Source organism: Maridesulfovibrio sp. (genome assembly GCF_963676065.1).
Classification (GTDB): domain Bacteria; phylum Desulfobacterota; class Desulfovibrionia; order Desulfovibrionales; family Desulfovibrionaceae; genus Maridesulfovibrio.
This window is the reverse complement of the sequence record NZ_OY780933.1, coordinates 2,286,219-2,309,300: the sequence shown is the minus strand read 5'-3', so window position 1 is coordinate 2,309,300 and position 23,082 is coordinate 2,286,219. Positions and strand designations below refer to the sequence as shown.

The 23,082-nt window shown below is 45.2% G+C and carries 18 protein-coding genes; 7 read left to right on the top strand and 11 right to left on the bottom strand.

All coding sequences use genetic code 11. The annotated features are described in order from the left end of the window. Window positions 1-37: 37 nt before the first annotated feature. The gene (lipA, locus tag ACKU35_RS10230) at window positions 38-916 is read right to left on the bottom strand and encodes a lipoyl synthase (RefSeq protein ID WP_319759121.1); all 879 of its coding nucleotides are present in this window, start codon (window positions 914-916) and stop codon (window positions 38-40) included. Beyond that, window positions 903-1,616, bottom strand: coding sequence for a lipoyl(octanoyl) transferase LipB (gene lipB / locus ACKU35_RS10225; protein ID WP_319759120.1), 714 nt, complete (start codon window positions 1,614-1,616; stop codon window positions 903-905). The genes lipA and lipB overlap by 14 nt, the downstream gene beginning before the upstream one ends. Before the next feature lie 312 nt (window positions 1,617-1,928). Between lipB and ACKU35_RS10220 the strand changes: the two genes are divergently transcribed. Beyond that, entirely contained in the window at window positions 1,929-2,255 is a 327-nt protein-coding gene (locus ACKU35_RS10220; RefSeq protein WP_319759119.1) for a carboxymuconolactone decarboxylase family protein, read from the top strand. A gap of 122 nt (window positions 2,256-2,377) precedes the next feature. Then, window positions 2,378-2,767 (top strand): PaaI family thioesterase, encoded by a 390-nt coding sequence (locus ACKU35_RS10215; protein WP_319759118.1) that lies wholly within the window; start codon window positions 2,378-2,380, stop codon window positions 2,765-2,767. Between the two features lie 108 nt (window positions 2,768-2,875). On the opposite strand, the gene ACKU35_RS10210 is transcribed toward ACKU35_RS10215, so the two are convergent. From ACKU35_RS10210 to ACKU35_RS10185, 6 genes are read right to left on the bottom strand one after another with little or no spacing between them, the layout of a single operon-like run. Next, window positions 2,876-3,184: a DUF6506 family protein gene (locus ACKU35_RS10210; RefSeq protein ID WP_319759117.1), complete on the bottom strand. Its 309-nt coding sequence runs from the start codon at window positions 3,182-3,184 to the stop codon at window positions 2,876-2,878. Window positions 3,185-3,204: 20 nt separating this feature from the next. After that, on the bottom strand, window positions 3,205-4,227 hold the full coding sequence (locus ACKU35_RS10205; RefSeq protein WP_319759116.1) for an NAD(+)/NADH kinase: 1,023 nt from the start codon (window positions 4,225-4,227) through the stop codon (window positions 3,205-3,207). 20 nt (window positions 4,228-4,247) lie between these two features. Then, window positions 4,248-5,219 (bottom strand): alpha-ketoacid dehydrogenase subunit beta, encoded by a 972-nt coding sequence (locus tag ACKU35_RS10200; RefSeq protein ID WP_319759115.1) that lies wholly within the window; start codon window positions 5,217-5,219, stop codon window positions 4,248-4,250. A gap of 45 nt (window positions 5,220-5,264) precedes the next feature. Then, window positions 5,265-6,224 carry a thiamine pyrophosphate-dependent dehydrogenase E1 component subunit alpha gene (locus tag ACKU35_RS10195; protein ID WP_319759114.1) on the bottom strand — a complete coding sequence of 320 codons (960 nt, stop codon included), beginning with the start codon at window positions 6,222-6,224 and terminating at the stop codon, window positions 5,265-5,267. Between the two features lie 54 nt (window positions 6,225-6,278). Continuing rightward, a complete protein-coding gene (locus ACKU35_RS10190; protein WP_319759113.1) occupies window positions 6,279-6,665 on the bottom strand; it encodes a Lin0512 family protein in 387 nt (128 codons plus the stop codon). A gap of 7 nt (window positions 6,666-6,672) precedes the next feature. Then, window positions 6,673-8,019 (bottom strand): 2-oxo acid dehydrogenase subunit E2, encoded by a 1,347-nt coding sequence (locus tag ACKU35_RS10185; protein ID WP_319759112.1) that lies wholly within the window; start codon window positions 8,017-8,019, stop codon window positions 6,673-6,675. A gap of 316 nt (window positions 8,020-8,335) precedes the next feature. On the opposite strand from ACKU35_RS10185, the gene ACKU35_RS10180 reads away from it, so the two are divergent. Then, a complete protein-coding gene (locus ACKU35_RS10180) occupies window positions 8,336-10,405 on the top strand; it encodes a sigma-54-dependent Fis family transcriptional regulator (RefSeq protein ID WP_319759111.1) in 2,070 nt (689 codons plus the stop codon). 286 nt (window positions 10,406-10,691) lie between these two features. Next, complete coding sequence (locus ACKU35_RS10175; protein ID WP_319759110.1) at window positions 10,692-11,879, top strand: site-specific integrase; 1,188 nt, start codon at window positions 10,692-10,694, stop codon at window positions 11,877-11,879. A gap of 209 nt (window positions 11,880-12,088) precedes the next feature. Here the strand turns inward: ACKU35_RS10175 and ACKU35_RS10170 are convergent, their stop codons facing one another. From ACKU35_RS10170 to ACKU35_RS10160, 3 genes are read right to left on the bottom strand one after another with little or no spacing between them, the layout of a single operon-like run. Further along, window positions 12,089-12,349: an SHOCT domain-containing protein gene (locus ACKU35_RS10170; RefSeq protein ID WP_319759109.1), complete on the bottom strand. Its 261-nt coding sequence runs from the start codon at window positions 12,347-12,349 to the stop codon at window positions 12,089-12,091. A 43-nt stretch (window positions 12,350-12,392) separates the two neighbouring features. Next, a complete protein-coding gene (locus ACKU35_RS10165) occupies window positions 12,393-12,863 on the bottom strand; it encodes a hypothetical protein (protein ID WP_319759108.1) in 471 nt (156 codons plus the stop codon). A gap of 27 nt (window positions 12,864-12,890) precedes the next feature. Then, window positions 12,891-14,954 (bottom strand): SpoIIE family protein phosphatase, encoded by a 2,064-nt coding sequence (locus ACKU35_RS10160; protein ID WP_319759107.1) that lies wholly within the window; start codon window positions 14,952-14,954, stop codon window positions 12,891-12,893. Window positions 14,955-15,535: 581 nt separating this feature from the next. Here ACKU35_RS10160 and ACKU35_RS10155 point away from each other — a divergent pair. The 3 genes from ACKU35_RS10155 to ACKU35_RS10145 are packed head-to-tail and all read left to right on the top strand — an operon-like array spanning window position 15,536 to window position 23,014. Further along, on the top strand, window positions 15,536-16,903 hold the full coding sequence (locus tag ACKU35_RS10155) for a TolC family protein (protein WP_319759106.1): 1,368 nt from the start codon (window positions 15,536-15,538) through the stop codon (window positions 16,901-16,903). 24 nt (window positions 16,904-16,927) lie between these two features. Beyond that, on the top strand, window positions 16,928-19,090 hold the full coding sequence (locus ACKU35_RS10150; RefSeq protein WP_319759105.1) for an efflux RND transporter periplasmic adaptor subunit: 2,163 nt from the start codon (window positions 16,928-16,930) through the stop codon (window positions 19,088-19,090). A gap of 12 nt (window positions 19,091-19,102) precedes the next feature. Then, complete coding sequence (locus ACKU35_RS10145) at window positions 19,103-23,014, top strand: efflux RND transporter permease subunit (protein WP_319759104.1); 3,912 nt, start codon at window positions 19,103-19,105, stop codon at window positions 23,012-23,014. Window positions 23,015-23,082 lie beyond the last annotated feature (68 nt).

Here is a 23,082-nt window from a genome sequence, read left to right as displayed (position 1 = left end):
CCACCCGGCCGAAAATTTTATCAGCTGCAAGCACCTGTTAATGACTTCCGCAACATTTGGAATTCAGCTGCCGAAAACTTTTTTCCGCATGATAAGAACTGCGGACCAAAGGCCCGGAAACAACCTGTTTGAAACCAAGTGCTGTACCTATTTCCGCATATTCAGCGAATCTGTCCGGATGGATATATTCAATCAACGGATGATGCTCCGGAGACGGACAAAGATATTGCCCGATAGTCAGTATACTGCACCCTGCCTCAAGCAGATCCTTCATAACCGCCACTACTTCAGCTTTTTGTTCACCAAGACCGAGCATAAGCCCTGATTTGGTTTTAATTTTATTTTTGGGAGAAAGCCGGGAAACATTGCTGAGCAACTCAAGGGACCGCTTGTATTTTGCCGCCGGCCTTACTGTGGGATACAGTCTGGGTACTGTCTCGACATTATGGTTTATCACTTCCGGGGCAGCATCGACTACCTGTTGCAAAGGACCTACTTCGCCTTTGAAATCAGGTATCAGAACTTCCACTGTTGATTCGGGGGTTTCTTTTCTGATTGCAGCAATTGTGCTTGCAAAGTGCCCGGCCCCTCCGTCCGGGAGATCGTCACGGGTCACGGATGTTATGACTATATGTTTCAGCCCCAGCTGTTTTGCCGTAAGAGCCAGTTTGACCGGTTCTTCGGGGTCCGGAGCAAGCGGCTTTCCGTGCGTGACGGCACAGAAAGCACAATTACGGGTACAGATATCACCCAGAATCATGAATGTGCAGGTTCTGCTGGCAAAACACTCACCGATATTGGGGCACTGCGCACTTTCACATACTGAATGAAGCGCCCCTTTACCCAGCAGATCCCGGATACTGTTCATATGCTGCGCGTCCGGTGCGGGTATGGTCAACCACTCAGGTTTTTGCATATTTTTTCTCCATGAGAATATTTTTCAAGGTTGTCGGCTGCAACGGCATATCAAAAACTGCGCTGAACTGTTTACGCATTTCATTTCGAACATTTTCAACATGGATCGGCTCGCCCATGACTTCGCTCATTGAGGTAACCCCATACGATGTTATGCCGCATGGAATTATGTAAGAAAAGTGCTCCAGGTCGGGACAGACATTCAGTGAAATTCCATGCATTGTAATCCAGTTGCGTACCGCTATGCCCATGGCTCCTATCTTTCGGTCCCCCACCCAGACCCCGGGAAACTGCTGCTTGCGTCCGGCCTTGATATCAAAAGTACTTAAGGTCCGAATCATGACTTCTTCCATCTTCCGGGCATAGGCATGCAAATCGCGCTGCTCCCCTTCAAGGGATATAATAGGATAACACACAAGCTGGCCGGGACCGTGGTAGGTTATATCCCCGCCCCTGGAAGTGTCATGCACGGTGATATTCTGCCGGCTAAGTACCTGATTATCCACAAGCAGATGATCAAGGCTGCCGCTGCGGCCAATGGTGAAACATGGCGAATGCTCCAACATGATAACAACATCAGGTATAAGTCCCTGCTTTTTCAAAGCAAGGAGGTCCTTCTGCAGCTGAAATATTTCCATATAATCGCTGATGGAAAAATTTAGCAGCAGTGCTGATTGCTGATGAGAGTCTTCCTTAAACATACTTTAAGCAAAGCAACATATATGCCAGTGATCGTTTGCTGCGACAACAATCATGACCAAATCAGGATTTATAAGATTTGTACTGCTTCACTACTTGTTATTTTAGATCTGCAAACTGTTCTGGTGCTGTAAAATTCTTATGTTGTACTGTTCATTTTCCGATCAATGTTCACCTCCGGAACATTTTTTATGTGATTTTTATGTGCACAGGCTCTTTAATTCTACGGAATTCAGGACATTTCAGATCAAAGTAAATGAGGCACGCTCTTTGCTTTATAGTTGTATCTTAAACCTTAAAGAGGAGAATTTAAAATGGATGCAGCAGAAAAAGCAGCGAGCACTTTGGCAAAAATGACTCAGAAAGCCGGCGATGTTTTCCCCAAATACCTTAACTTCACCAAGGAAATCAGCGAATTCGGCCCCATCGACCATAAAACTCAGGAACTGATTCATGTAGCCTGTTCCATGATGTCCCAGTGTGAAATGTGCATCTCGCTCCATATTCAGGGAGCAGCAAGCCATGGTGCCAGCAAGGAAGAAATCATGCAGGCAGCCATGCTCGCGATTGCCATGGGCGGCTCTCCCAAGGTAATGTATATGCATTATGTTTTTGACGAACTGGAAGACCTGTTCGACTAGTAGACCTGTTCAACTAGTCGATTCACACATTTTCCCCTGGCCTGCGGAGAAAACATACTCTCCGCTATCCAGGGGAAAATGTCGCTGATCGTCTGAAACAGATGAAATTTAAAGAGGAAATAATGAAAATAAAAACCCATGAGCTTATTGACCGTTCATTATGCGGCGAGCCGGTGCGTGTAAAAGACGGGATGAGTGAAATACGTCTGGAATGCGCACCATGTATGGCTGCAGATGAAAGCGGACTCGTTCACGGTGGATTCATTTTCGGACTGGCCGATTATGCCGCCATGCTGGCGGTAAATCATCCCAATGTTGTGCTTGGAGCGGCAGAAACCCGTTTCCTCAAACCTTCACGGGTTGGCGATGTGCTGGTTGCCCGGGCTGAGTGCTCGTCTCCGGAAGGAAGCAGGCATATGGTGAAGGTGGAAGTCTTTTGCGCTGATGACATTGTTTTCAGCGGCACCTTTACCTGTTTCATACCCCAAAAGCATGTTCTTGAAGGCAGGTAGTTCGCTGTATTCAAAATGTGTATGTAATTCGCTGACTGTAAATATGTTGTATTCTACTATACAGGGGCTGCATCCTTCAACTGGAAGTAGCCCCTGCTTGCTTTAAGTCTAGCTGAAAAGCTTATCTCCACTGACATTGTTCAGTCCGGGATGAATGTCAAAGCGGACCACTCCCACCGGAACATCAACTGCATCTGCTACTCTGGATGTTCCGGCTGTTCCGAAACCTCCGCACAGCTCAATGGCGGCAATATTCTCATTCTCTACAAGACTGCGGGCAACTTTTTCGGCCTGAGCATAATTACTTACAGCAACAGTAAGCAGCTCCACGGCTTCGGTACGAACCCAACTCCTGTGCTCTTCGGGATTACCATTGGGTGATATGAAAATAAAAGCGGCTTTCAGTACATTACTCATGTTCATTCCTTGAAATATTGTTAGCGGAAAAGGCCCGCATCCCTGGCCAGATCCATTGTTTTCCGGATATCCACAACCATGGGCCCATCTGTATTGAGACGTATACCGGCACTTGATCCACAAGGGATCTCAACTTCCCGTTCTCCATCCACGGCGACAAGGCCGGGGGAAACGCTGATATTAAAGAGCTCCCCCGGTGCCATCTCGGACATTTTTTGAACGGGCACTTCAGCGAACATGCCCGGAGCTATCGAGGCTGTTACAGTAGTATGGGGACATTCACCGATAGTGAGGGCCAGCCCGCGCGGATCTTCGGGCAGGATTTCGCACAATTGGCCTCCTATTGAAGAAAGCCCGATGGAACAGGCACTGCAGCGGGTCAGAAACAGCTGCGGAACTTTTTCCATTTGCCAGACTGCTTTTGATGCCAGGAAAACATCATTATAAACAGCAGCGTCGACCAATGCGATGTCCTCCACTTTACCGTCCACAAGAATGTCAAACATACATGATTGATAACAACATTCCCGGACCGGAAGCCTTCCGCTGGCCACCAGCCCAGCCGCCAGTCCGGCCACAGTTGCTTCACCCATGTATGGGAATACGTTGTTCGTGCCGGTTGAAAGCGGTAGAATGGGGACGGCAACAGTGCCCTTGCAGGCAACTCTGCTTGTGCCGTCCCCACCAAGAATGATGAGACACTTCGCGCCAAGTGTCTCCATTATGCCCGCAGCGACGGTCGTATCCGTCTGATTGTTCCTGACGGGCATCTCTACTGCTTCAACAGGGATGGAAGGCGAAATGGAGTTGAGGGCACGCGGGATGATCTGGTAGGAATCCGGCATATAGAGAATCTTGGTAACCCCGGCACGCTCCAGCCCGAGAATAAGCCTGCGGACCATGCGTACTTTTTCCTGATTGTCGAAAACACTGCCATGGGCTATCAGACGCCGGATATCCTTGCCGGATGCAGGGTTAGCCAATATAGCTGCAACACTCACTTGTCTGCCCTCATGAAATTCAAGGGAGAACCGCCGGGACAACGGTTCTCCGCATAATATGGTTACCGAATGCTCTTAACGGCCTCAACAATATCTTCCACTCCGGGAATATAGTGCTGTTCCAGAGGAGGAGAAAAGGGGACGGGGCAGAAGGGAGCACCGACCCGCTTAACCGGGGCGTCAAGATATTCGATTGCTTCCTCGGCAACAAATGCTGCTATTTCGGCACCGGGACCGGCAAACTGCACTGCTTCATGGGCAACAACCAATGCATGGGTCTTTTTGACGGATTCGAGGATGGTCTCGGTATCAAGAGGCAGTACACAGCGGAGGTCGACAATTTCAGCTTCAATGCCTTCAGCAGCCAGTTTCTCAGCTGCCGACAAAGCAGTATAAACCATCTGCGAGGTAGCGACGATGGTCACGTCAGTGCCTTCGCGTTTGATGTCGGCTTTACCGATTTCGATGGTATAACTTTCGTCCGGAACCTCTCCGCTGACGCCGTAAAGCATCTTGTGCTCGAGGAAAACTACGGGGTTGTCATCACGGATTGCACTGATAAGCAGACCTTTGGCATCGTAAGGAGTTGCCGGTATTGCCACTTTAAGTCCGGGAATGTTCATGAACCATGATTCAAGGCACTGTGAATGCTGGGCGGCGGCACCGATACCGGCACCCTGAGGCATACGCAGGGTCATGGGTACTGTGGATTTACCACCGAACATGTAGCGCATCTTTGCAGCCTGGTTGAAAAGCTGGTCCATGGATACGCCGATAAAATCAACAAACATAAGTTCCGCCACGGGACGCAGGCCGCTGAAGGCTGCACCTGTGGCAGCGCCGACAATGGCACTTTCGGTGATAGGTGTGTCCATCACACGCTCTTCGCCAAACTCATCGTACAGTCCCTGAGTTACGCCGAAGCAACCGCCGAACTGTCCCACGTCTTCGCCGAGAATGAAAACATTCTCATCACGCTCCATTTCCTGTCTCAAAGCTTCATTGAGTGCTTGAAGGTATGTTTTTTCGGACATTATTTTCTCCGTTGGATTTGTATTCGTAAAAGGGAAGGTGAAGATTTAAGCGTATACATCTTCCATCAGAGCGCTGCTCTGCGGCATGGGACTTTCTTTGGCAAATGCTACTGCCTCATCAATTTCCTTGCCGATGCGTGCTTTGATCTTATCCAATTCGCTCTGGGTGAGGGTCTTGCTTTCAATCAGTTTGGCTTCAAAACGGGGAATAGGATCTTTGGTCATCCAATCCTTCAGCTCTTCGTCGCAACGGTAAGTACACGCATCACCTTCGAAATGGCCGCGCCAGCGATAGGTTTTGCATTCGACAAGGGAAGGACCTTCACCCTTACGAGCGCGTTTGACCGCTTCGGAAATAGCTTCCTGAACGGCAAGTACATCGTTGCCGTCAACAACAACGCCGGGCATATCATAGGCAGCGGCACGGTCGGCAATATCTACAACTGCCATAGACTTGCACTGCGGGCAGGAGATGCCGTAGCCGTTATTTTCGTTTACGAAGACCAAAGGAAGTTTCCAGGCACTGGCCATGTTTAGCGCCTCCTGAGTGGTGCCCTGATTGGAAGCACCGTCTCCGAAAAAGCACAGGGCAACGTTGTCGGTTTTCTTGTACTTGGCAGCCAAAGCAGCTCCGACAGCAAGAGGGCCGCCTCCACCGACGATTCCGTTTGCACCCAGAATTCCGAGATCAAGGTCGGCAATGTGCATGGAACCGCCTTTGCCTTTGCAATAGCCGGTCTGCCTGCCGAAAATTTCAGCCATCATCAGCTTCACATCCCCGCCTTTAGCCAGAAGATGTCCATGGCCGCGGTGGGTACTGGAAATCATATCGGTATCGGTGAGTACGGAGCATGCTCCGGTAGCGACTGCTTCCTCTCCGAGGTAAAGGTGAACGAAGCCCGGAATTTCGCCGGCAGCGAAGAGTTCCTGCAGCTTCAGCTCGAACAGTCTGATCCTGTTCATGGTTTCGTACATTTGAGTCAATGTCTTCTTGCTGAGAGCCATTGTTGTTTCTCCTATGGATTGTTCTGTCCGGATACTTTCCAGACCAGTTTTCCTTTATTGATTCCCAGTGCTGTCCATGTCTGTTTCAATGGAAATGGTCAGTGCTGCACACGCGACTACAATGTTGCTCACGCCTGCACCGAAACACGGAACTTCGATGCCCGGCACGCTGATTCCACCTGTAGTCACATTCAGCGATGCTTCGCCGATGGGAATAGCGGCAAGCACGGCTTCACGGTCGACTTTTTCCGGGCCGGGCACAGCCAGATCAGCGTGAACATAAACGCCCTGAAACCGGTCCCGACCGCAGATTTCCACAATGCCGCACAGACAAATCCGTGACACCGCGTCACGTACGGCACGAACAGCAGCCTTCGTCATATCTTCTCCGTGCAGGTCGGCAGCGTAGCCCAGTTCGATGGCAAACCGTTTTCTTGCCATGGCAGACCTACACGATCATCAGGCCGGGATTTTCCAGCATGTCACCAAGCTCGCGCAGGAAAGACATGGCCGGAGCACCGTCCGTGGTCATATGGTTGAAAGTCAGGGAAAGGGTCATCATATGTCTGATCTGGATTTCGCCGTCTTTCACAGCCGGTTTTTCAACGATCCGACCGATTCCCAAAATTCCGGTTTCCGGCGGATTGAGAATGGGGGTAAAACCGTCCACACCGAGCATGCTGACGTTACTGATAGTAAATGTGCCACCGGAAATTTCATCCATTTCCAGACCGCCTTTACGGGCACGTCCGGCGACATCACGGACTTTCTCTTTAAGCTCTTCCAGGGTGCAGGAATCGGCCATTTTAACGTTGGGAACGATTAACCCGTTTGGAATAGCCACTGCTATGCCGAGATTGACATAGTCGTGCTGATGGATACCGTCATCCTGAATGGTTGAATTCATGATGGGATGACGTTTAAGAGCACGGCAGGTTGCATAGGAAATGATGTCATTGTATGAAATACGGTATTCTTTGTTACGTTTATTCCTCTCAAGCAGGGTCGCACGCAACCGGACCATTTCAGTTACATCAAGCTCCACAAAAACAGAAAGCTGAGCCGCATTGTTCAGGCTGGCCTGCATGTTGTCCGCGATAAGCTTGCGTACACCTTCCATTGGGATGATTGTATCCTGAGGAACTGCCGGAGATGCCTGAGCTGGTTGCTCAACTGCCGGATTCATGGCCCGCAGAATGTCGGCCTTGGTTATTTTGCCGCCATCACCGGTTCCGGTCACCTGACTGAGATCCACACCCTTCTTGCGGGCGAATTCGATAGCTTTCGGGCTGGCGTTGATATCCTTGAAAGGAGCATCGGCTGTAGCCTGTACATCTTTCATGGTAACTGAACCGTTACGGCCTGTTCCGGTGACAGTAGCTAGATCAATCTGCAAGTCTTTAGCCAGCTTGCGGGCAGCAGGCATGGCTTTGACGAATTCTCCTTTACCAGGAGCATCCTGAGTTACACCGGCTTCCGCAGGTTTATCTTCTTCCGCCTGAGTAGCAGCTTCTCCGGAGCTTGCAGTAGTTGCGGAAACTTTTTCAGGTGTTTCACCCGGAGCAGCAATGATTGCCAGTACGGCCTGAACTTCAGCAACCTCCCCTTCCGGTACGATGATCTGGGCAAGAACACCGCTGACCGGAGCTTCCACCGAGTTGGTGATTTTGTCGGTCTCCACCTCAAAGAGAGCTTCACCGGCTTCCACCGAGTCTCCTTCGGCTTTGAGCCATCGGGCAAGTTTGCCTTCTTTCATGGTTAAGCCCCATTTGGGCATAATCACTTCTTGAGCCATGACCAATCCTCCTGATTTTTTTAGGTAGTTGGGCTGGAGGATTGCAATGGCAATGCCAAGACATAAACTCACTCTATTACAACAACTTACATGAGCCATATCGTATTTACGCTTAATCTGTGTTCTGTAGTGGAACAAACGTCTATTGCTGTGAAAATTAACGTTCAAGCGCATCTATTGTATTGATATTAAATAGATTTACTATACCTTTAACTCTTTAACGTGTTCGAATTATGAACACTTGACTGGGGTGCTGTGATCGGTCAGGTTTCTTAGAAATAATTATAAATTTTTTTGCCTTGTCACGGAGATTGAGATGCATTTACTCATAAGAGATGGTGACAGCTTTGAAATCAGCCCACAGCAAGATAAACCGTCCAGGCCTGTCAAACACAACTTTTCTTGCTCAAGCCCCAAGCGGAAGCCACAGACAGACTATTCACGATGGAAAAAATTTGTCGAAGGTAAAAAAGTAGACCTGCAGAACCTTGATGATTCCATTGTTGATTCCTGGAACAGATGTAGAAATATGGCTGTAGATCACACCCCGCGCAGTTGCTGGGATTTTTTACCCATGTCCCAGTTGGAGCCCTACACTTCCACACTTGAAAAAGTCTGCACAAATGTTGAGCAAACCGCCTATGAGGCTATCCGGGGCAAAAAACTTCTTATTACTTTCACCAATGCCAAGGGTCGGGTGATCCGAACATGCGGAGATCTTGAAGTCCTGAGGCAGGCTGATCATCTTAATTTCGGCCCCGGAGCCAACTGGGCTGAGGAATGCGTAGGGACCAATGCCATAGGCACAGCCCTAAAAATAGGCCGTCCTATGCAGGTTTTCGGAGAAGAACATTTTTGCCGCAGTCACCACAACTGGAGCTGTACTGCTGCCCCCATTGTTGATCCTCACGGCAGTATATGGGGATGCTTTGATATTTCTGGACCGATAGAATCGGACCACAGCAAAAACCTTGAACTTGTCCTGCAGGCGACACGATCTTTAGAGCAAAGATTGTGTCGCCTTTATTGTTCCGAGCTTGAAGGACATCTGGGGACAATGTTCTCGTCTATGTTCAATTCTGTCATGACCGGAGTTCTTTCTCTGGACAGAAATGGAATAATTCTGAGTGCCAATGCTGCTGCTGAAACTTTGCTGGGTAACCCGTGGGAATCATTGAGGGGCAGGTGTGCAGCTGATTTCTTTGATTATAAAGCATTCAGTGCCAAACTGAAGCGGACTTCTCTACAAGAACCGGTAACCATGCATTGCCATGCCAACCCGCATCTCTTTGCCCGTGGGCTGACCGTATACAGCCTGATCGGTTCCCGCCTTGATACTATTGTCACCATTTGCGAAACCCAGCCTTCCCATCATACACCCGCCGCGCCCCATCGAGTAAGTTCAAATAATAACTATGCGGAGAGCACACCTGAAGGGTTTGAGCATATTCTTCATTCCAGCAACTGCATGAGTCAGGTTATTCGTCAGGCTGCGAGGGCATCAAGAACTCCTTCCACTATTCTATTGTTCGGAGAATCCGGTACAGGCAAGGAATTGTTTGCAAAGGGAATTCACCAATCAGGACCCCGAGCTGATAAACCTTTTGTCGCCATGAACTGTGGGGCTTTTTCCGAGGAGCTTATCCAGAGTGAACTTTTCGGCTACCGAGGCGGTTCTTTTACCGGTGCATCAAAGACGGGACGGGAAGGCAAATTCCAAAAAGCTGATAAGGGAGTGTTGTTTCTGGATGAAATTTCGGAAATGCCTCTTTCACAACAGGTAAAACTGCTGAGAGTTCTTGAGGAAAGGGCTGTAGTTCCGATTGGGGGAACAACTCCCCAGCCTGTTGATGTTAAAATAATTGCCGCTACCAATAAGGACTTACTGCAACAGGTCAAAAAAGGATTATTTCGCGAGGATCTCTTTTATAGGCTTAATGTGGTGGGAATAAATATTCCTTCACTACGGGAGCGCGGGAACGATGTAGTTCAGCTTGCTAAATACCATTTGGAACGTATGTGTGAAGACTTCGGTATCAACTGTAATGGTATGACTGAGGATGTTCAGCAGACCCTCATGCTGCATGACTGGCCCGGAAACGTCCGGGAATTGGTTAATTGTATTGAGTTTGCAGTGAATAATATGTCTGATGTATGGCTTGAGAAACGGCACTTGCCGCCATATCTCCTTGAAAAGGCAAAAGGCGGCAAAGCAATCTGCGGAACGTGCCAAGGGGCGGATTTCGCGCTTAAGCAGATGGAGGCAAACACTATACGGCAGGCACTCGACTACCATAAGGGTAATATCAGCAAAACAGCTAAGGCCTTGGGAATTGGGCGAAATACACTTTATGCTAAACTGGATCGCCACAATATACAGCTGTGAGTCTTCGGTATATCGGTCACCAACAACGAAAAAAGCCTAGTTATCAAAACTGATAACTAGGCTTAATTCTAAGAAATTTTTAATGGTGGAGCTGGAGGGAATTGAACCCACGGCCTCTTGAATGCCATTCAATTTTTTCACCATTCATTTCGCATCACAATACATCACATTATCCCTTTATTTAAAAGGAACTTGACGACTTTAAGCTTATTTTACTATCACCATATTTCAGATCGTTTTTTACAAAAAGTGGTACCAAAGTGGTACCGCACGTCTGGAGGGACGTATGGCGAAGGATAAAAGAAAGTGGGTTACTTCAGCAAAATTTTCTGGTGTGCGGTGGTACCAGCATGCAACTCGAAAGCATGGGGTTAAATTTGATAAGTGCTTTGGTTTACGCTATGCGGCGGCTGGTAGAAGATTTCAGCCAACCCTTGGATGGGCTAGTGAAGGATGGACTGAGCAGAAAGCAGCCATAGAACTTTCAAAGCTCAAGGAAGCTTACAAAACGGGAAAAGGAGACTTCTCACTTTCAGAAAAAAGAAAGAAAAATCAGGAAAAATATCTGCAGGAACAAGAAAAACAAAAAACAGAAGAGAAAGAGTCCATCACCTTCTCCGATTTTTGGGTGCATAGCTACTGGCCAGCACAAAGCCACAAAGCTGTCGGGTCCCTCGGGGCAGAATCGGCTCTATATAAAAAATGGGTATCCCCAAAAATCGGTAAGACTCAACTCATCAAACTTGAAGCACGAGACATAGAAAAAGTGTCATCCACTATGTTTGCGAAGAAGAAAAGCGTAGCTTCTGTCCACTATGCATTAGCTGTTATATCGCAAGTTTGGAATCTGGCAAAACGCGATGGACTTGTTACTGGAGATTCCCCCACTAAAAAGGTCAAACTCCCTAAAAAAGACAATCGGCGCACCCGCTTCTTGACAAAAGATGAAGCATCCAGACTTTTCAAAGAACTGAGAGAAAGATCCCCCGAAACACATGACATGGCTATTCTAGCTTTATACTGCGGTTTGCGATTCGGAGAGATCGCATCCCTTACATGGCAGGACATCGATTTCGAGAATGAAGATATTTATATCCGAGATCCAAAGACCCTAGTAAACAGGAAGGCTTTTTTCATTAAGCCTGTACGCGAAATGCTAGAACGAAGAGCTTTAGAGCCCCATTCAAATTCAGAGAGGCTATTCAATACAGTTGATGGAGGCAAACTTGCACGAGTTTCTAAAACATATGGCAGGATCGTTGCGGAGATGTTCAACGAGGGCATAGACGACTCAAGACAAAAAATGTGCTTTCATAATCTACGCCATACATTTGCATCGTGGCATGTCCAACTAGGAACTGACTTGTACACTGTAAAAGAGCTTATGGGACATAGTAATTTCAAAATGACTCAACGCTATGCACACCTCGCCCCTGACGGACTTAGGAAGGCTGTTAAGGTTTTGGAGGATTAAGGGGTTAAAGGACTTGCAATCTAACTATATTTTAAGTCATAAAAGCAGTTATCATTTTCAATCAATTTTACTCCTAAACATAAGTAATTAAAAATGTTTTGTTTAAAAACTGACCTATTTAAAATAGTAGGCAATTTTAATTTAAAAAAAATAAAAGGCTACTCTCCATACTGGAAAGCAGCCTTAAATGCTAAGCATATAATTTAAATTTATCCGTTTAATAGAACTTCCCGCATACGTCGAAACTCATCTTCACTTATTTGGCCATGGGAAAATTTTTCCTTCAGGATATCAAGTGGATCACGATTATAAGCGCAGGACGGTTCTTTTGACTTAAAGGATTGAATAATTTTCATGACCCCAAAGAGGACAAGTACGACAATCAAAATATTCCAAAACATACCATACATTCCCACACCCATGAATCCATGCCCAGCTCCAAACAGACTACCCCAGCTGCAACCGTACATAAGAACCTCCTGAAGGTTAAGATCACTACTGTAGTTCTAAAAACTACAAACCTGTCATGGCTTTTACATCTTCAAGTGACTTTTCCATCTTCTGAAGCCCGTCATTCACCATCTGCATACCACCGGCTGTACCTTTTTTCATCATTCCCATCCCCTTCATCATTTCCATCATGCCTTTATTAGCATTGCCCATCGAATTTTCTATCATGGATTGGTGGGGATTACCTTCTGCACCATTTTCAATCATTTTCATTCCATTATGCATAGGCATCATTTCTTTATTCATCATTCCCATGCCTTCTTTCATGGTAGCAGGATTTTTCATCATATCCGCTCCATTTTTCATATCTTCAATCCCTTTCTCCATAATCATGATTCCTTCATGCATGGACCCTGTAACCTTGTCATTACCTTGCATGGAGCTGTGATCCATGTTCATATCCATAGCAAAAGCAGCCGTAGACATTGCAACAATAAATGCGACCAGCATAGTGATGTTTAAAATCTTTTTCATTTGATAATCCCTCTGTTTTGTTTAATTTTAATTATTTCTTTTAACGACCACAACGGTGAGATCGTCTTCTTGTTTATTTCTTCCTGTAAACTCATGCACAGCATCAAAAATGGTTTCTACAAGAGTTTCAGCAGACAAATCCTTTGCAGAATTTATCACTTTCCATAGCCGCTCTTTTCCGAAAAATTCTCCATCGCTGTTGGAAGCTTCCCAGATCCCGTCAGTTCCCAGAATTAAAATCTGACCAGCATTCAAATCAAAACAGCAACTCTCGGAATATGTGGCCTCTGCTACAGCTCCAAGAGCAATTCCGTTCCCTTCGAGTTGAATAAATTCCTCTTGGGTATGATCAAATATTAATGCAGGATCATGCCCGGCCCTTACCCAGCGCAACTCATTTTTTAAGGGATCAAGTTCAACCATAACCATGGTCATAAATTGAGCTGTCTTACAGGTATCCTCCGCCACCAATTTGTTCACATCTGCTAAAACCTCCCCGAGAGTGCCACTACTTAAACTCCGTGCCCGCACATAACCCCGGATAGACCCCATAAGCATTGCCGCTGGAACCCCGTGCCCACTGACATCTCCCACAGTAAAACGGATATTCTCCTGATCTACATAAGATTTGATGTAGTCAAAATAATCTCCGCCCAGTTCATCGCAATACTTACTCTCACCATAGATATCATATCCTGAAATATGAGGGGAACTCTGCGGCAACAGATTTGTCTGCACTTCCATCGCAACATCAAGAGCGCTTTTAATCTCGATATGCTCCTGAAGACTGGGAACCATTTTATTAAAATTATCCGCAAGCTCACCAACCTCATCAGCATTTGAAATTTCAACTTTGGCAGCAAAATCACCGGATGCAATTCGCTTTACGCCCTTGGCAAGAATCAAAATGTTTTTTGTAAAACGATGAGACAGCATAAAAGCGAGGATTGAAACGAGCAGAACTACGGCAACAAGCACCAAAAAAGTACTACGATATTGCTGTGATATTACGGAAGTTACGAATTTTTTAGCATTCTCAGCAGGCTTAACGACATCATCATAAAGCAGAATTAAAACCAGTGAAATACCACGTTTATCAGGAGCTGAAAAAGCCCAGATACTGTCACGCCCTTTATATGGCATGCTTACAACACCGGACTTTCCTTCTTTAAGAAGCTCTTTAAATTTAGAAAATAATACAGAATCAGAAGAGGAAAGCATGACCTCAGCAGTTGAAGGCTCCCACATATGCATCATGGTTTTAAGGTTAGTTCCGGAAACTTCTTTCGCAACAACTTCAACCACACCTGTACCGTTATCATTCAGCTGCGGCTTGATTAGCAATGAATCAATATTGTGAGAAAACATATTAAGATGATTATTGCCGGATAAAAGAGTATCAAGTGGCACATCAATAGAGACAGATCCCACAGTCTCTCCCTGTACGACTATTGCCAAAGAAGCAGTAAGGACTGTTCTTCCTGTCAGGGGATCTTTTTTAGGAAGTGACCAAGTTGGGAGCAAATTTTCCTGAAGAATAGAAGCCGTCTGAGGCTGTGATTCATTCATCATCTGCCCCATAGACATACCTGTTGAACGTGCCGGATAGGTAAGTGATTCTCCTGAAATAAAATCTGCTTTAATCCATAAAGTCAGGTTAGGATTTCTTTGTTCAATTGTTTTAAAAAGAGGAAATATCGCATCAGTTGATCTCTGCTGAATAATTCTATCCGCTGTTCCAAGATATCCGGAACCATAACCGACATAATTGAAGTCGATCTCCCGTCTCCCGTGCATAACAAAATTATGCTGCCCATATTTTTGCTGAAGCCGCTCATAGTCACTCTCGGTGTCATGATCTGTAGAATCTACAAGTATCTCTGGCAGAACAAACATGTCCCCTTCTTCAATCCATGCGGTCAGTTCGGCAGAGAGCTGTTGCAACCTCAACTCAACAATTTTACGTTCTTTTGAAAGAACCCTCGCATGATCTTCCACCAATCTTTTTAATTCAACACTGCTTTTGTTTACAAGCTCACTACGAACTTCTCCGCCGATCTCCCCAGAAAGAGAATGCAACGATTCAAGCACCCCGGTCTGCACGGCAACAAGGGGTACAATTGAAACAAGTAACAAGAGTAAAAGCAGTTTAAATCTAATCTTCATAAAATTCCTGTTTTTGGAGAGCAACTACACTAAAAAAAGAGATGATAAAAGTTTGAGTCAATATACCTCATATCTAAGTATTACGCTCAACAATTTTGCATAGAGATTACATTTTACATTCCATATAATATTTATTTAATTATTATAAGATATTAAAATACACAGCACATATTTAATTAACCGACACATCAACTATTGTGTAAAAAATTGCACAATAATTTATGTTTCTTATTCACACTAAAAAATCTATACTATTTTAGTATAGATTAACAATAGGTTGCACTTAAAAATTTTGTGCAAAAAGTGCAACAACTAAACGCAATATCCTGTAATTACATAAACTAATACGACAGAACTTGCACAGAATATTTTAATAAAGTCTGGCTATAGCAGATAGAAATAGGTTATACCCAGACTAAATACCATTATACGGCTTTATATATGGAATGGAATAGTAATTGCTCAAACACAAAATGATCATCAGATAAAAACGTGCAGGAGATCCAGTGTCTAAATTTTTTAAATGTACCACACTTTTAATCATAGCAGTGCTTATCCTATTGCCAAGTACAGGAAGTGCCCAGAACAGCTCAAGTAACGGCATGGCTGAGTACAAAACCGAACACGCTGAAATAAAAGATCTTACAGAATATCTGATTGAAGCTGCACGCAATAATGACGACCTCTATGCGGCATTCTACAGCTGGAAAGCCGCCTTACAACGCGAAACAAGTGTTTCAAGCCTACCGGACCCTAGATTCAGTTTTGCATGGTTTATTCAGCCGGTGGAGACCCGGACTGGACCACAGGAATTTAAATATGGATTAAGTCAGACTCTTCCATGGTTCGGCAAACTGAATCTTAAAGGTGAACAGGCCTTGCGTGATGCAGATATTAAAAAAGCAAAATTTGATGCCCTTAAACTCAAGATATTCTACAAAGTTAAAACTAATTACTACGACTACGCCTACCTTGCACAGGCAATCCGCATCACTCGTGAAAATATTGAGCTTATGAAATATCTCGAATCCGTTGCCAGCTCCAAATACGCCACCAGCTCGGGTAAGTATGACGGGCTCATAAAAACCCAAGTAGAACTCGGTAAACTTGAGGATAGACTCCGCTCTCTGGAAGAACGCAAAAGACCTACAGTTGCGAAATTGCTTGCCGCCATGAACAGGCCGGATGGACAATCTTTACCCCTGCCTGCTTTTATCCCGATCATGAAGATAGAAGCCGACCCACATCAGCTTAAAAAAGATTTCAAGGAAGCCAATCCTAGTCTGATGGCTCTTACCCATAAAATTAATAAAGAAAAACTTTCTGTAGAACTGGCTGAAAAAGACTACTTTCCTGACTTTTCCTTCGGAGTTGAATATATCCAAACAGGTAAATCCAGATCTCCCAATGTTACCAACGAAAATAAAGATCCTGTTGTTGCCGGGATGTCTATAAACCTTCCTATCTGGTTCGATAAACAAGAAGCTCAGCTTGTTGAGGCTCAGCAGAAAGTTAAGTCAGCCAGCCGCGAAAAAACAGGGCTTGAACGCAATCTATCTGCCGACCTTGAGCTGGAAATCTATCGTTACGAAGATGCTATCCGCAAAGTGAACCTTTACAGAGACTCGCTTACTCCCAAAGCAGAACAGTCACTTGCTGTTTCCATTGAAGGTTTTCAATCCGGAACAGCTTCATCCGCCGACCTGATTGATGCAGAAAGAACCCTTATCGAATTTCAACTTGTCTATTATCAATCGCTGGCAGAACAGGCCAAAAGGGTTGCCGCCATTGAATACCTAGTCGGTCATGAAATACCATGCACAATTCATGGCTCTATGCTGCCCCATACAGCGATATCCCCACCTGTAAAATAACCATATATATCAAGCAAATATATCATGAAAAAATTTAAAGACATAAAATCATCAATTATACCGGTCATCGCTATCGTACTGATCGCATTCGTGGCCGGATACTGGTTTTCCGGAAATGACAGTACAACCGCTGAAAAACAACTTGTAGATGAGCACGCCGGACATGGACTTGATGCCGAAGTAACTGAAACAGGCGAAGTGGTCTGGACCTGTTCCATGCATCCGCAGATTCAGTTGCCGAAACCGGGCAAATGTCCGATTTGTTTTATGGATCTGATCCCGCTTGAAAAAGGCGGCAAATCAGGAGACGAAGCAATCAGCCTTAGACAGATAAGTTTGACAGCTCAGGCACGTAAACTTGCCGGAATCGAGACCAGTGCTGTTCAAAAAAGAAATGTCAGTGTTGAAACCCGCATGGTGGGAAAGGTTGATTATGATGAAACCCGCATGGGAACCATTACGGCATGGACCGGAGGACGGATAGATAAACTTTACATAGATTACACTGGAAGTTCAGTCCGTAAAGGACAAGCCATGGCTTCCATATACAGTCCCGAACTTCTTACCGCGCAAGTTGAACTTATCCAGTCTGTAAAAGCAAAAGAAGCATTACGCGGAAGTTCTATGCAGATCGTAAAAGACACTGCTGCGCGCACTGAAAAAGCTTCCCGTGAAAAACTCCGCCTACTCGGTCTTTCCAAATCTCAAATTGCAGATATCATAAAAAACGGCAAAGCGGCCGAACACATTATACTTTATTCTCCAATGAGCGGCATTGTTCTGAAAAAAGACGTAGTTGAAGGAGTTTATGTTAAGACAGGAACTCCCATTTACACCATTGCCGACCTCTCAAGAGTCTGGGTCTTTCTTGAAGCGTATGAATCAGACCTGCCATGGATTAAAATGGGAATGCAGGTTGATTTCACGACCGAAGCATACCCCGGCAAATCATTTCAAGGAAAAGTCACTTACATAGATCCGGTTGTTAATGAAAAAACCAGAACGATCAGAATCCGTCTTGAAGTTCCGAACAAGGAATTGAAACTTAAACCCGGCATGTTTGTGCGCGCTGTCAGTCAGGTTGATAAAAATGCAGTATCTCAGCTTGTTATCCCGGCATCAGCTCCGCTCATTACCGGAAAACGTGCTGTAGTCTATATTGCTGTACCCGGCAAAGAAGGAGTTTACGAAGGACGGGAAATAGTACTCGGCCCCAAAGCCGGGGACTTCTACGTGGTAAAATATGGTCTGGTAGATGGTGAGCAAGTTGTTACAAATGGAAATTTCAAAATAGACAGTGCCCTGCAGATTATAGCTAAGCCAAGCATGATGAATCAGGAAAGCGGCGTAAAAACAGTCCTAGACAACAAAGGATCTGAACACTCGCTGCCTCCTATCTTCGTTTCTAAATTAATACACCTGAAAAAAAGTTTTGATATTCTGATTAATTCAGCCAAGGCTGACTCTATCGACAAAACCCGCATGCTCTATTCCAAGTTTTATGACAGCCTTAAAGCTATAGACAGTGCAGGACTCAAAGGAGACAACTCACTTGTCTGGAAAGAGTTATCCATGCTTCTTACTAATGACGCTGTAATTGGTCGCGATGCAAAGAATGCTCTTAGGCTGAAATCAATTACAGATGAAACGGCAAAACATTTTAAACGACTTGATAATGCTTTTAACATATCAAACCTTGCCAAAAACACTGGAAGCAAAGTTGAAACCCCTGAAACTTTCAAAATTCAAATGGGGAAAGTATATGCTTCATACTCAGCTTTCACAGAAGATCTTGCGGCAGATAATATGCTCTTGGCGCAAACACACGCAGAGCTGATGGCTGCAGAGCTAAAGAAAATAGATCATGGATCTCTCAGCAGTGAAGCTCATAAAATCTGGATGGACGCCTTCAAAAATATCAATGACGGGATTGATTCCATACGCAGTGCAAAGGATATCGTGGGAGTGCGCGCCGGACTGGAGCCTCTTTCATACGGCATGATCGACGTTGTGGACAAACTCGGCATCAAATCATCTCAACCTGTCTACGAAATATTCTGCCCTATGGCTTTTGATTTTAAAGGAGCCATGTGGCTGCAAAGCGACGAAAACATTCGAAATCCCTACTTTGGAGAAACCATGCTCCAGTGCGGTGAAATTAAGCGTCAGCTCAAAGATAAGGAATAGAGCGTAACAGCTATGAGTGATAATTTAAAACCTGAACCAAAACGCCCTGTACCCCGCACCTTAACAGAAAAGGTCATACTGTTTTGCCTTGAGCAGAAACTGATTGTTGCCATCCTCTTGATTATGGTCATTTGCGGGGGAATATATACTGCGCCTTTCAACTGGAAAATTGACGGAATAGACAGATCCCCCGTCCCCGTTGATGCAATTCCTGATATCGGTGAGAATCAGCAGATTATTTTCACCAAATGGCTTGGTCGTTCCCCTCAGGATGTGGAAGATCAGATAAGTTATCCGCTGACCGTGGCCCTGCTCGGTGTGCCCGGAGTAAAGACCGTTCGCAGTTACTCCATGTTCGGTTTCTCAACAATTTACGTCATTTTTAAAGAAGATGTAGACTTTTACTGGTCCCGTTCACGGTTGCTCGAAAAGCTTAACAGTCTTCCGGCTGGAACTCTCCCAGCGGGTATAAAACCATCTCTGGGGCCTGATGCAACGGCCTTAGGTCAGGTATATTGGTACACAATTGAAGGACGCGACCCTGACGGCAATCCCACCGGAGGGTGGGACCTTGATGAATTGCGCTCAACACAGGATTGGTATGTCCGCTACGCGCTGCTCTCTGCTGAAGGAGTAAGCGAAGTGGCTTCTGTCGGAGGCTTTGTAAAAGAGTATCAGATTGATGTCGATCCCGATGCAATGAGAGCTGCGAATGTAACTCTTAGCGAAGTATATCGCGCTGTAAAAAATTCCAACCTTGATGTTGGCGCACGTACTATCGAAATTAACAACGCTGAATATGTCATCAGAGGTATCGGGTTCATCAAAAAGATATCTGATATTGAAAGCTCAGTTGTTAAAGTTGTAAATAACATCCCTATTCATGTTCGCGATGTCGCGCGGGTGGCTGAAGGTCCGGCCCTGCGTCGTGGAGTTCTGGATAAAGGCGGTGCAGAAGTTGTCGGCGGAGTTGCAGTTGTCCGCTATGGCGAAAATCCACTGCAGGTAATTGATAATATCAAAAGCAAGATAAAAGCTATTTCACCGGGATTACCCTCAAAGATTCTGCCGGACGGGACAAAAAGTAAACTGACGATTGTTCCTTTTTATGACCGCTCAAACTTGATTCATGAGACCCTCGGCACGCTTAACACAGCCCTGACTGAAGAAATACTGATTACTATCATTGTAGTCCTTATTGCGGTCATGCACCTTAAAAGTTCATTACTTATTTCTTCATTATTGCCTCTTGCCGTACTCATGAGCTTTATGGGTATGAGAGTCTTCAAAGTTGATGCAAACATTGTAGCTCTATCAGGAATTGCAATTGCAATCGGAACCATGGTCGACATGGGGATTATCATCTGTGAAAACATACTGAAAAAGCTCGAAACGGCAGAAGAGGGAGTCAGCCGCCTTAAGCTTATTTACGATGGAACAACAGAAGTCGGCAGCGCAGTAATGACTGCTGTTGCCACTACAATCGTCAGCTTTATGCCTGTATTTGCCATGGACGGAGCCGAAGGAAAACTATTCAAACCATTAGCTTATACGAAAACTTTCGCGTTACTGTCCTCCATCATTGTAGCTTTGACGGTTTTACCGCCTTTAGCTCAACTTCTGTTCACTGCGCGTAAAAAATTTGCCAAGGGGAAGCAATCTTATATTCGTTCGGCCCTCTACATCCTTTCTGGAATTACTCTTTCCATAATACTGAAATGGTGGGTTGGAATTTTCTTTATTTATCTGGGTATAAAGCACTTTATATTGCCATTTGTTCCTGCGAAGACTCATAAATTTATAGGGTATGCAGAAACATGGGTAATTGTAGGTTTGGTCGCCTCCGTTCTTACAAGTTCGTGGCTGCCGCTCGGACCGGAAAAAGGCATGAGCAATAATTATGCTTTTGTAGCCTTAATTATCGGAAGTTTAATGCTCTTTTTCGAATTATTCCGTTACAACTACGCCAGAATGCTTGGATGGTGCCTTAATCATAAATTACTCTTTTTATCTCTGCCAACTTTTATCATTGCGTTGGGAATGTCTATCTGGCTTGGCTTCGGCAATCTTACATCATTCCTACCTGACACAATCAGAACCTCTGCTCCGTACATCAAACTGGCTCACACTTTCCCCGGCTTAGGTAAGGAATTTATGCCGGACCTTGATGAAGGCGCATTTTTGTTCATGCCCACCACTATGCCGCATGCATCCATAGGCGAAGCTCATGATGTTCTGCGTAAACAGGATATGATGATTCAATCTATTCCAGAAGTGGAATCGGCCGTTGGCAAACTCGGAAGAGCAGAAACGCCTCTCGATCCAGCGCCTATTTCCATGATCGAAACTGTCATTAATTATAAATCCGAATATGTTGTTAGTAAATCAGGAGAGAGACTCCGTTTTAAATATGACCCCGATCAAAAAGACTACTTTCGCAATGTCAAAGGTGACCTTGTTCCGGCAAAGGACGGATATCCCTATTTAGTGCAAGGATACTATGCTAGAGACGACAATGGAGAACTTATTCCTGATGAAAATGGTAAACCTTTCAGAATTTGGCGATCTGCCCTTAGTCCAGAGCTGAATCCAAAACGCAAGAGCTGGAAAGGTATAACTTCTCCGGATGATATATGGGATGAAATAGTCAAAGCAGCTAAAATCCCCGGAGTAACTTCCGCGCCGAAACTGCAACCAATAGCCGCAAGAATTGTAATGCTGCAATCCGGCATGCGAGCTCCCATGGGCATCAAAGTTAAAGGCCCAAATCTGGAAACACTGGAAAAAGTAGCTCTTGATCTGGAAAGACTGCTCAAGCAGGTAGGGTCAATACAGCCGGAAGCCGTTATTGCCGACCGCATCGTGGGTAAACCATACCTTGAAATTGTTATCGATCGTGAAGCCATTGCAAGATATGGAATTATGCTTTCACAGGTACAGGATGTTATTGAAGTGGCTGTCGGCGGTAAGGTAGTGACAACGACTGTCGAAGGTCGTGAACGTTATCCTGTCAGGGTTCGCTACATGAGAGAGCTGCGCGATAACATAGATAATCTCGGCAATATTCTTGTAAGCACTCCGGCCGGAGAACAAATCCCGCTCAGCCAACTGGCAGAGATAAAATATATTCGCGGACCGCAGGTCATCAAAAGTGAAGATACATTTCTGGTCGGCTACGTACTGTTCGACAAAAAACCAGGGTTTGCCGAAGTGGATGTAGTTGAGCAGACTCAGACTTTTCTTAATTCTAAAATTAAATCAGGCGAGCTGACTATTCCTGCCGGAGTTTCATACGAATTTGCAGGTAGTTATGAAAATCAGATCAGAGCACAAAAGAAACTTGCTATAATCCTGCCACTGGCACTGATGTTCATAGTACTTATTTTATATTTACAGTTCAAATCCCTAGCAACAACTCTAATGGTCTTTTCAGGCATTTTCGTTGCATGGTCCGGCGGATTTCTTATGGTATGGATGTACGGTCAACCGTGGTTTATGCATTTTACCGTATTTAACACACCCATGCGCGAATTATTTCAGGTAGCTCCCATCAACTTAAGTGTTGCCATTTGGGTCGGTTTTTTAGCTCTATTCGGCATAGCCTCGGACGATGGAGTTATCATGGCAACCTATCTGGATGAAACTAAAAATGAACGTAAAGCTACCAGCATTCCCCAAATCAAGCAGGCTATCATTAAAGGAGCACAAAGAAGAATCCGCCCGGCTCTGATGACCTCGGCAACTACTATCCTTGCACTACTCCCTATCCTAACCTCAACAGGTCGCGGATCAGATATTATGGTTCCTATGGCAATTCCATCATTCGGAGGCATGACTATTGCCATACTTACCGTATTTGTAGTGCCTGTGCTTTATTGTGGTGTTGAAGAAATAAAACTAAAAAAAGTGATGAACCCAAAATAATTTTTACTGTTTTTCATGAGTTCGTTAAGAGGCTGCATTCAATAGAATGTAAACCCTTTTTCGGGGTT

What these genes read in the sequence shown, in the direction of transcription:
- lipA (WP_319759121.1), bottom strand. Translation starts at nt 916, where the DNA reads ATGCAAAAACCTGAGTGGTTGACCATACCCGCACCGGACGCGCAGCAT.
- ACKU35_RS10185 (WP_319759112.1), bottom strand. Translation starts at nt 8,019, where the DNA reads ATGGCTCAAGAAGTGATTATGCCCAAATGGGGCTTAACCATGAAAGAA.
- ACKU35_RS10145 (WP_319759104.1), top strand. Translation starts at nt 19,103, where the DNA reads ATGAGTGATAATTTAAAACCTGAACCAAAACGCCCTGTACCCCGCACC.
- ACKU35_RS10190 (WP_319759113.1), bottom strand. Translation starts at nt 6,665, where the DNA reads ATGGCAAGAAAACGGTTTGCCATCGAACTGGGCTACGCTGCCGACCTG.
- ACKU35_RS10180 (WP_319759111.1), top strand. Translation starts at nt 8,336, where the DNA reads ATGCATTTACTCATAAGAGATGGTGACAGCTTTGAAATCAGCCCACAG.
- ACKU35_RS10215 (WP_319759118.1), top strand. Translation starts at nt 2,378, where the DNA reads ATGAAAATAAAAACCCATGAGCTTATTGACCGTTCATTATGCGGCGAG.
- ACKU35_RS10220 (WP_319759119.1), top strand. Translation starts at nt 1,929, where the DNA reads ATGGATGCAGCAGAAAAAGCAGCGAGCACTTTGGCAAAAATGACTCAG.
- ACKU35_RS10170 (WP_319759109.1), bottom strand. Translation starts at nt 12,349, where the DNA reads ATGTACGGTTGCAGCTGGGGTAGTCTGTTTGGAGCTGGGCATGGATTC.
- ACKU35_RS10175 (WP_319759110.1), top strand. Translation starts at nt 10,692, where the DNA reads ATGGCGAAGGATAAAAGAAAGTGGGTTACTTCAGCAAAATTTTCTGGT.
- lipB (WP_319759120.1), bottom strand. Translation starts at nt 1,616, where the DNA reads ATGTTTAAGGAAGACTCTCATCAGCAATCAGCACTGCTGCTAAATTTT.
- ACKU35_RS10200 (WP_319759115.1), bottom strand. Translation starts at nt 5,219, where the DNA reads ATGTCCGAAAAAACATACCTTCAAGCACTCAATGAAGCTTTGAGACAG.
- ACKU35_RS10150 (WP_319759105.1), top strand. Translation starts at nt 16,928, where the DNA reads ATGAAAAAATTTAAAGACATAAAATCATCAATTATACCGGTCATCGCT.
- ACKU35_RS10195 (WP_319759114.1), bottom strand. Translation starts at nt 6,224, where the DNA reads ATGGCTCTCAGCAAGAAGACATTGACTCAAATGTACGAAACCATGAAC.
- ACKU35_RS10210 (WP_319759117.1), bottom strand. Translation starts at nt 3,184, where the DNA reads ATGAGTAATGTACTGAAAGCCGCTTTTATTTTCATATCACCCAATGGT.
- ACKU35_RS10165 (WP_319759108.1), bottom strand. Translation starts at nt 12,863, where the DNA reads ATGAAAAAGATTTTAAACATCACTATGCTGGTCGCATTTATTGTTGCA.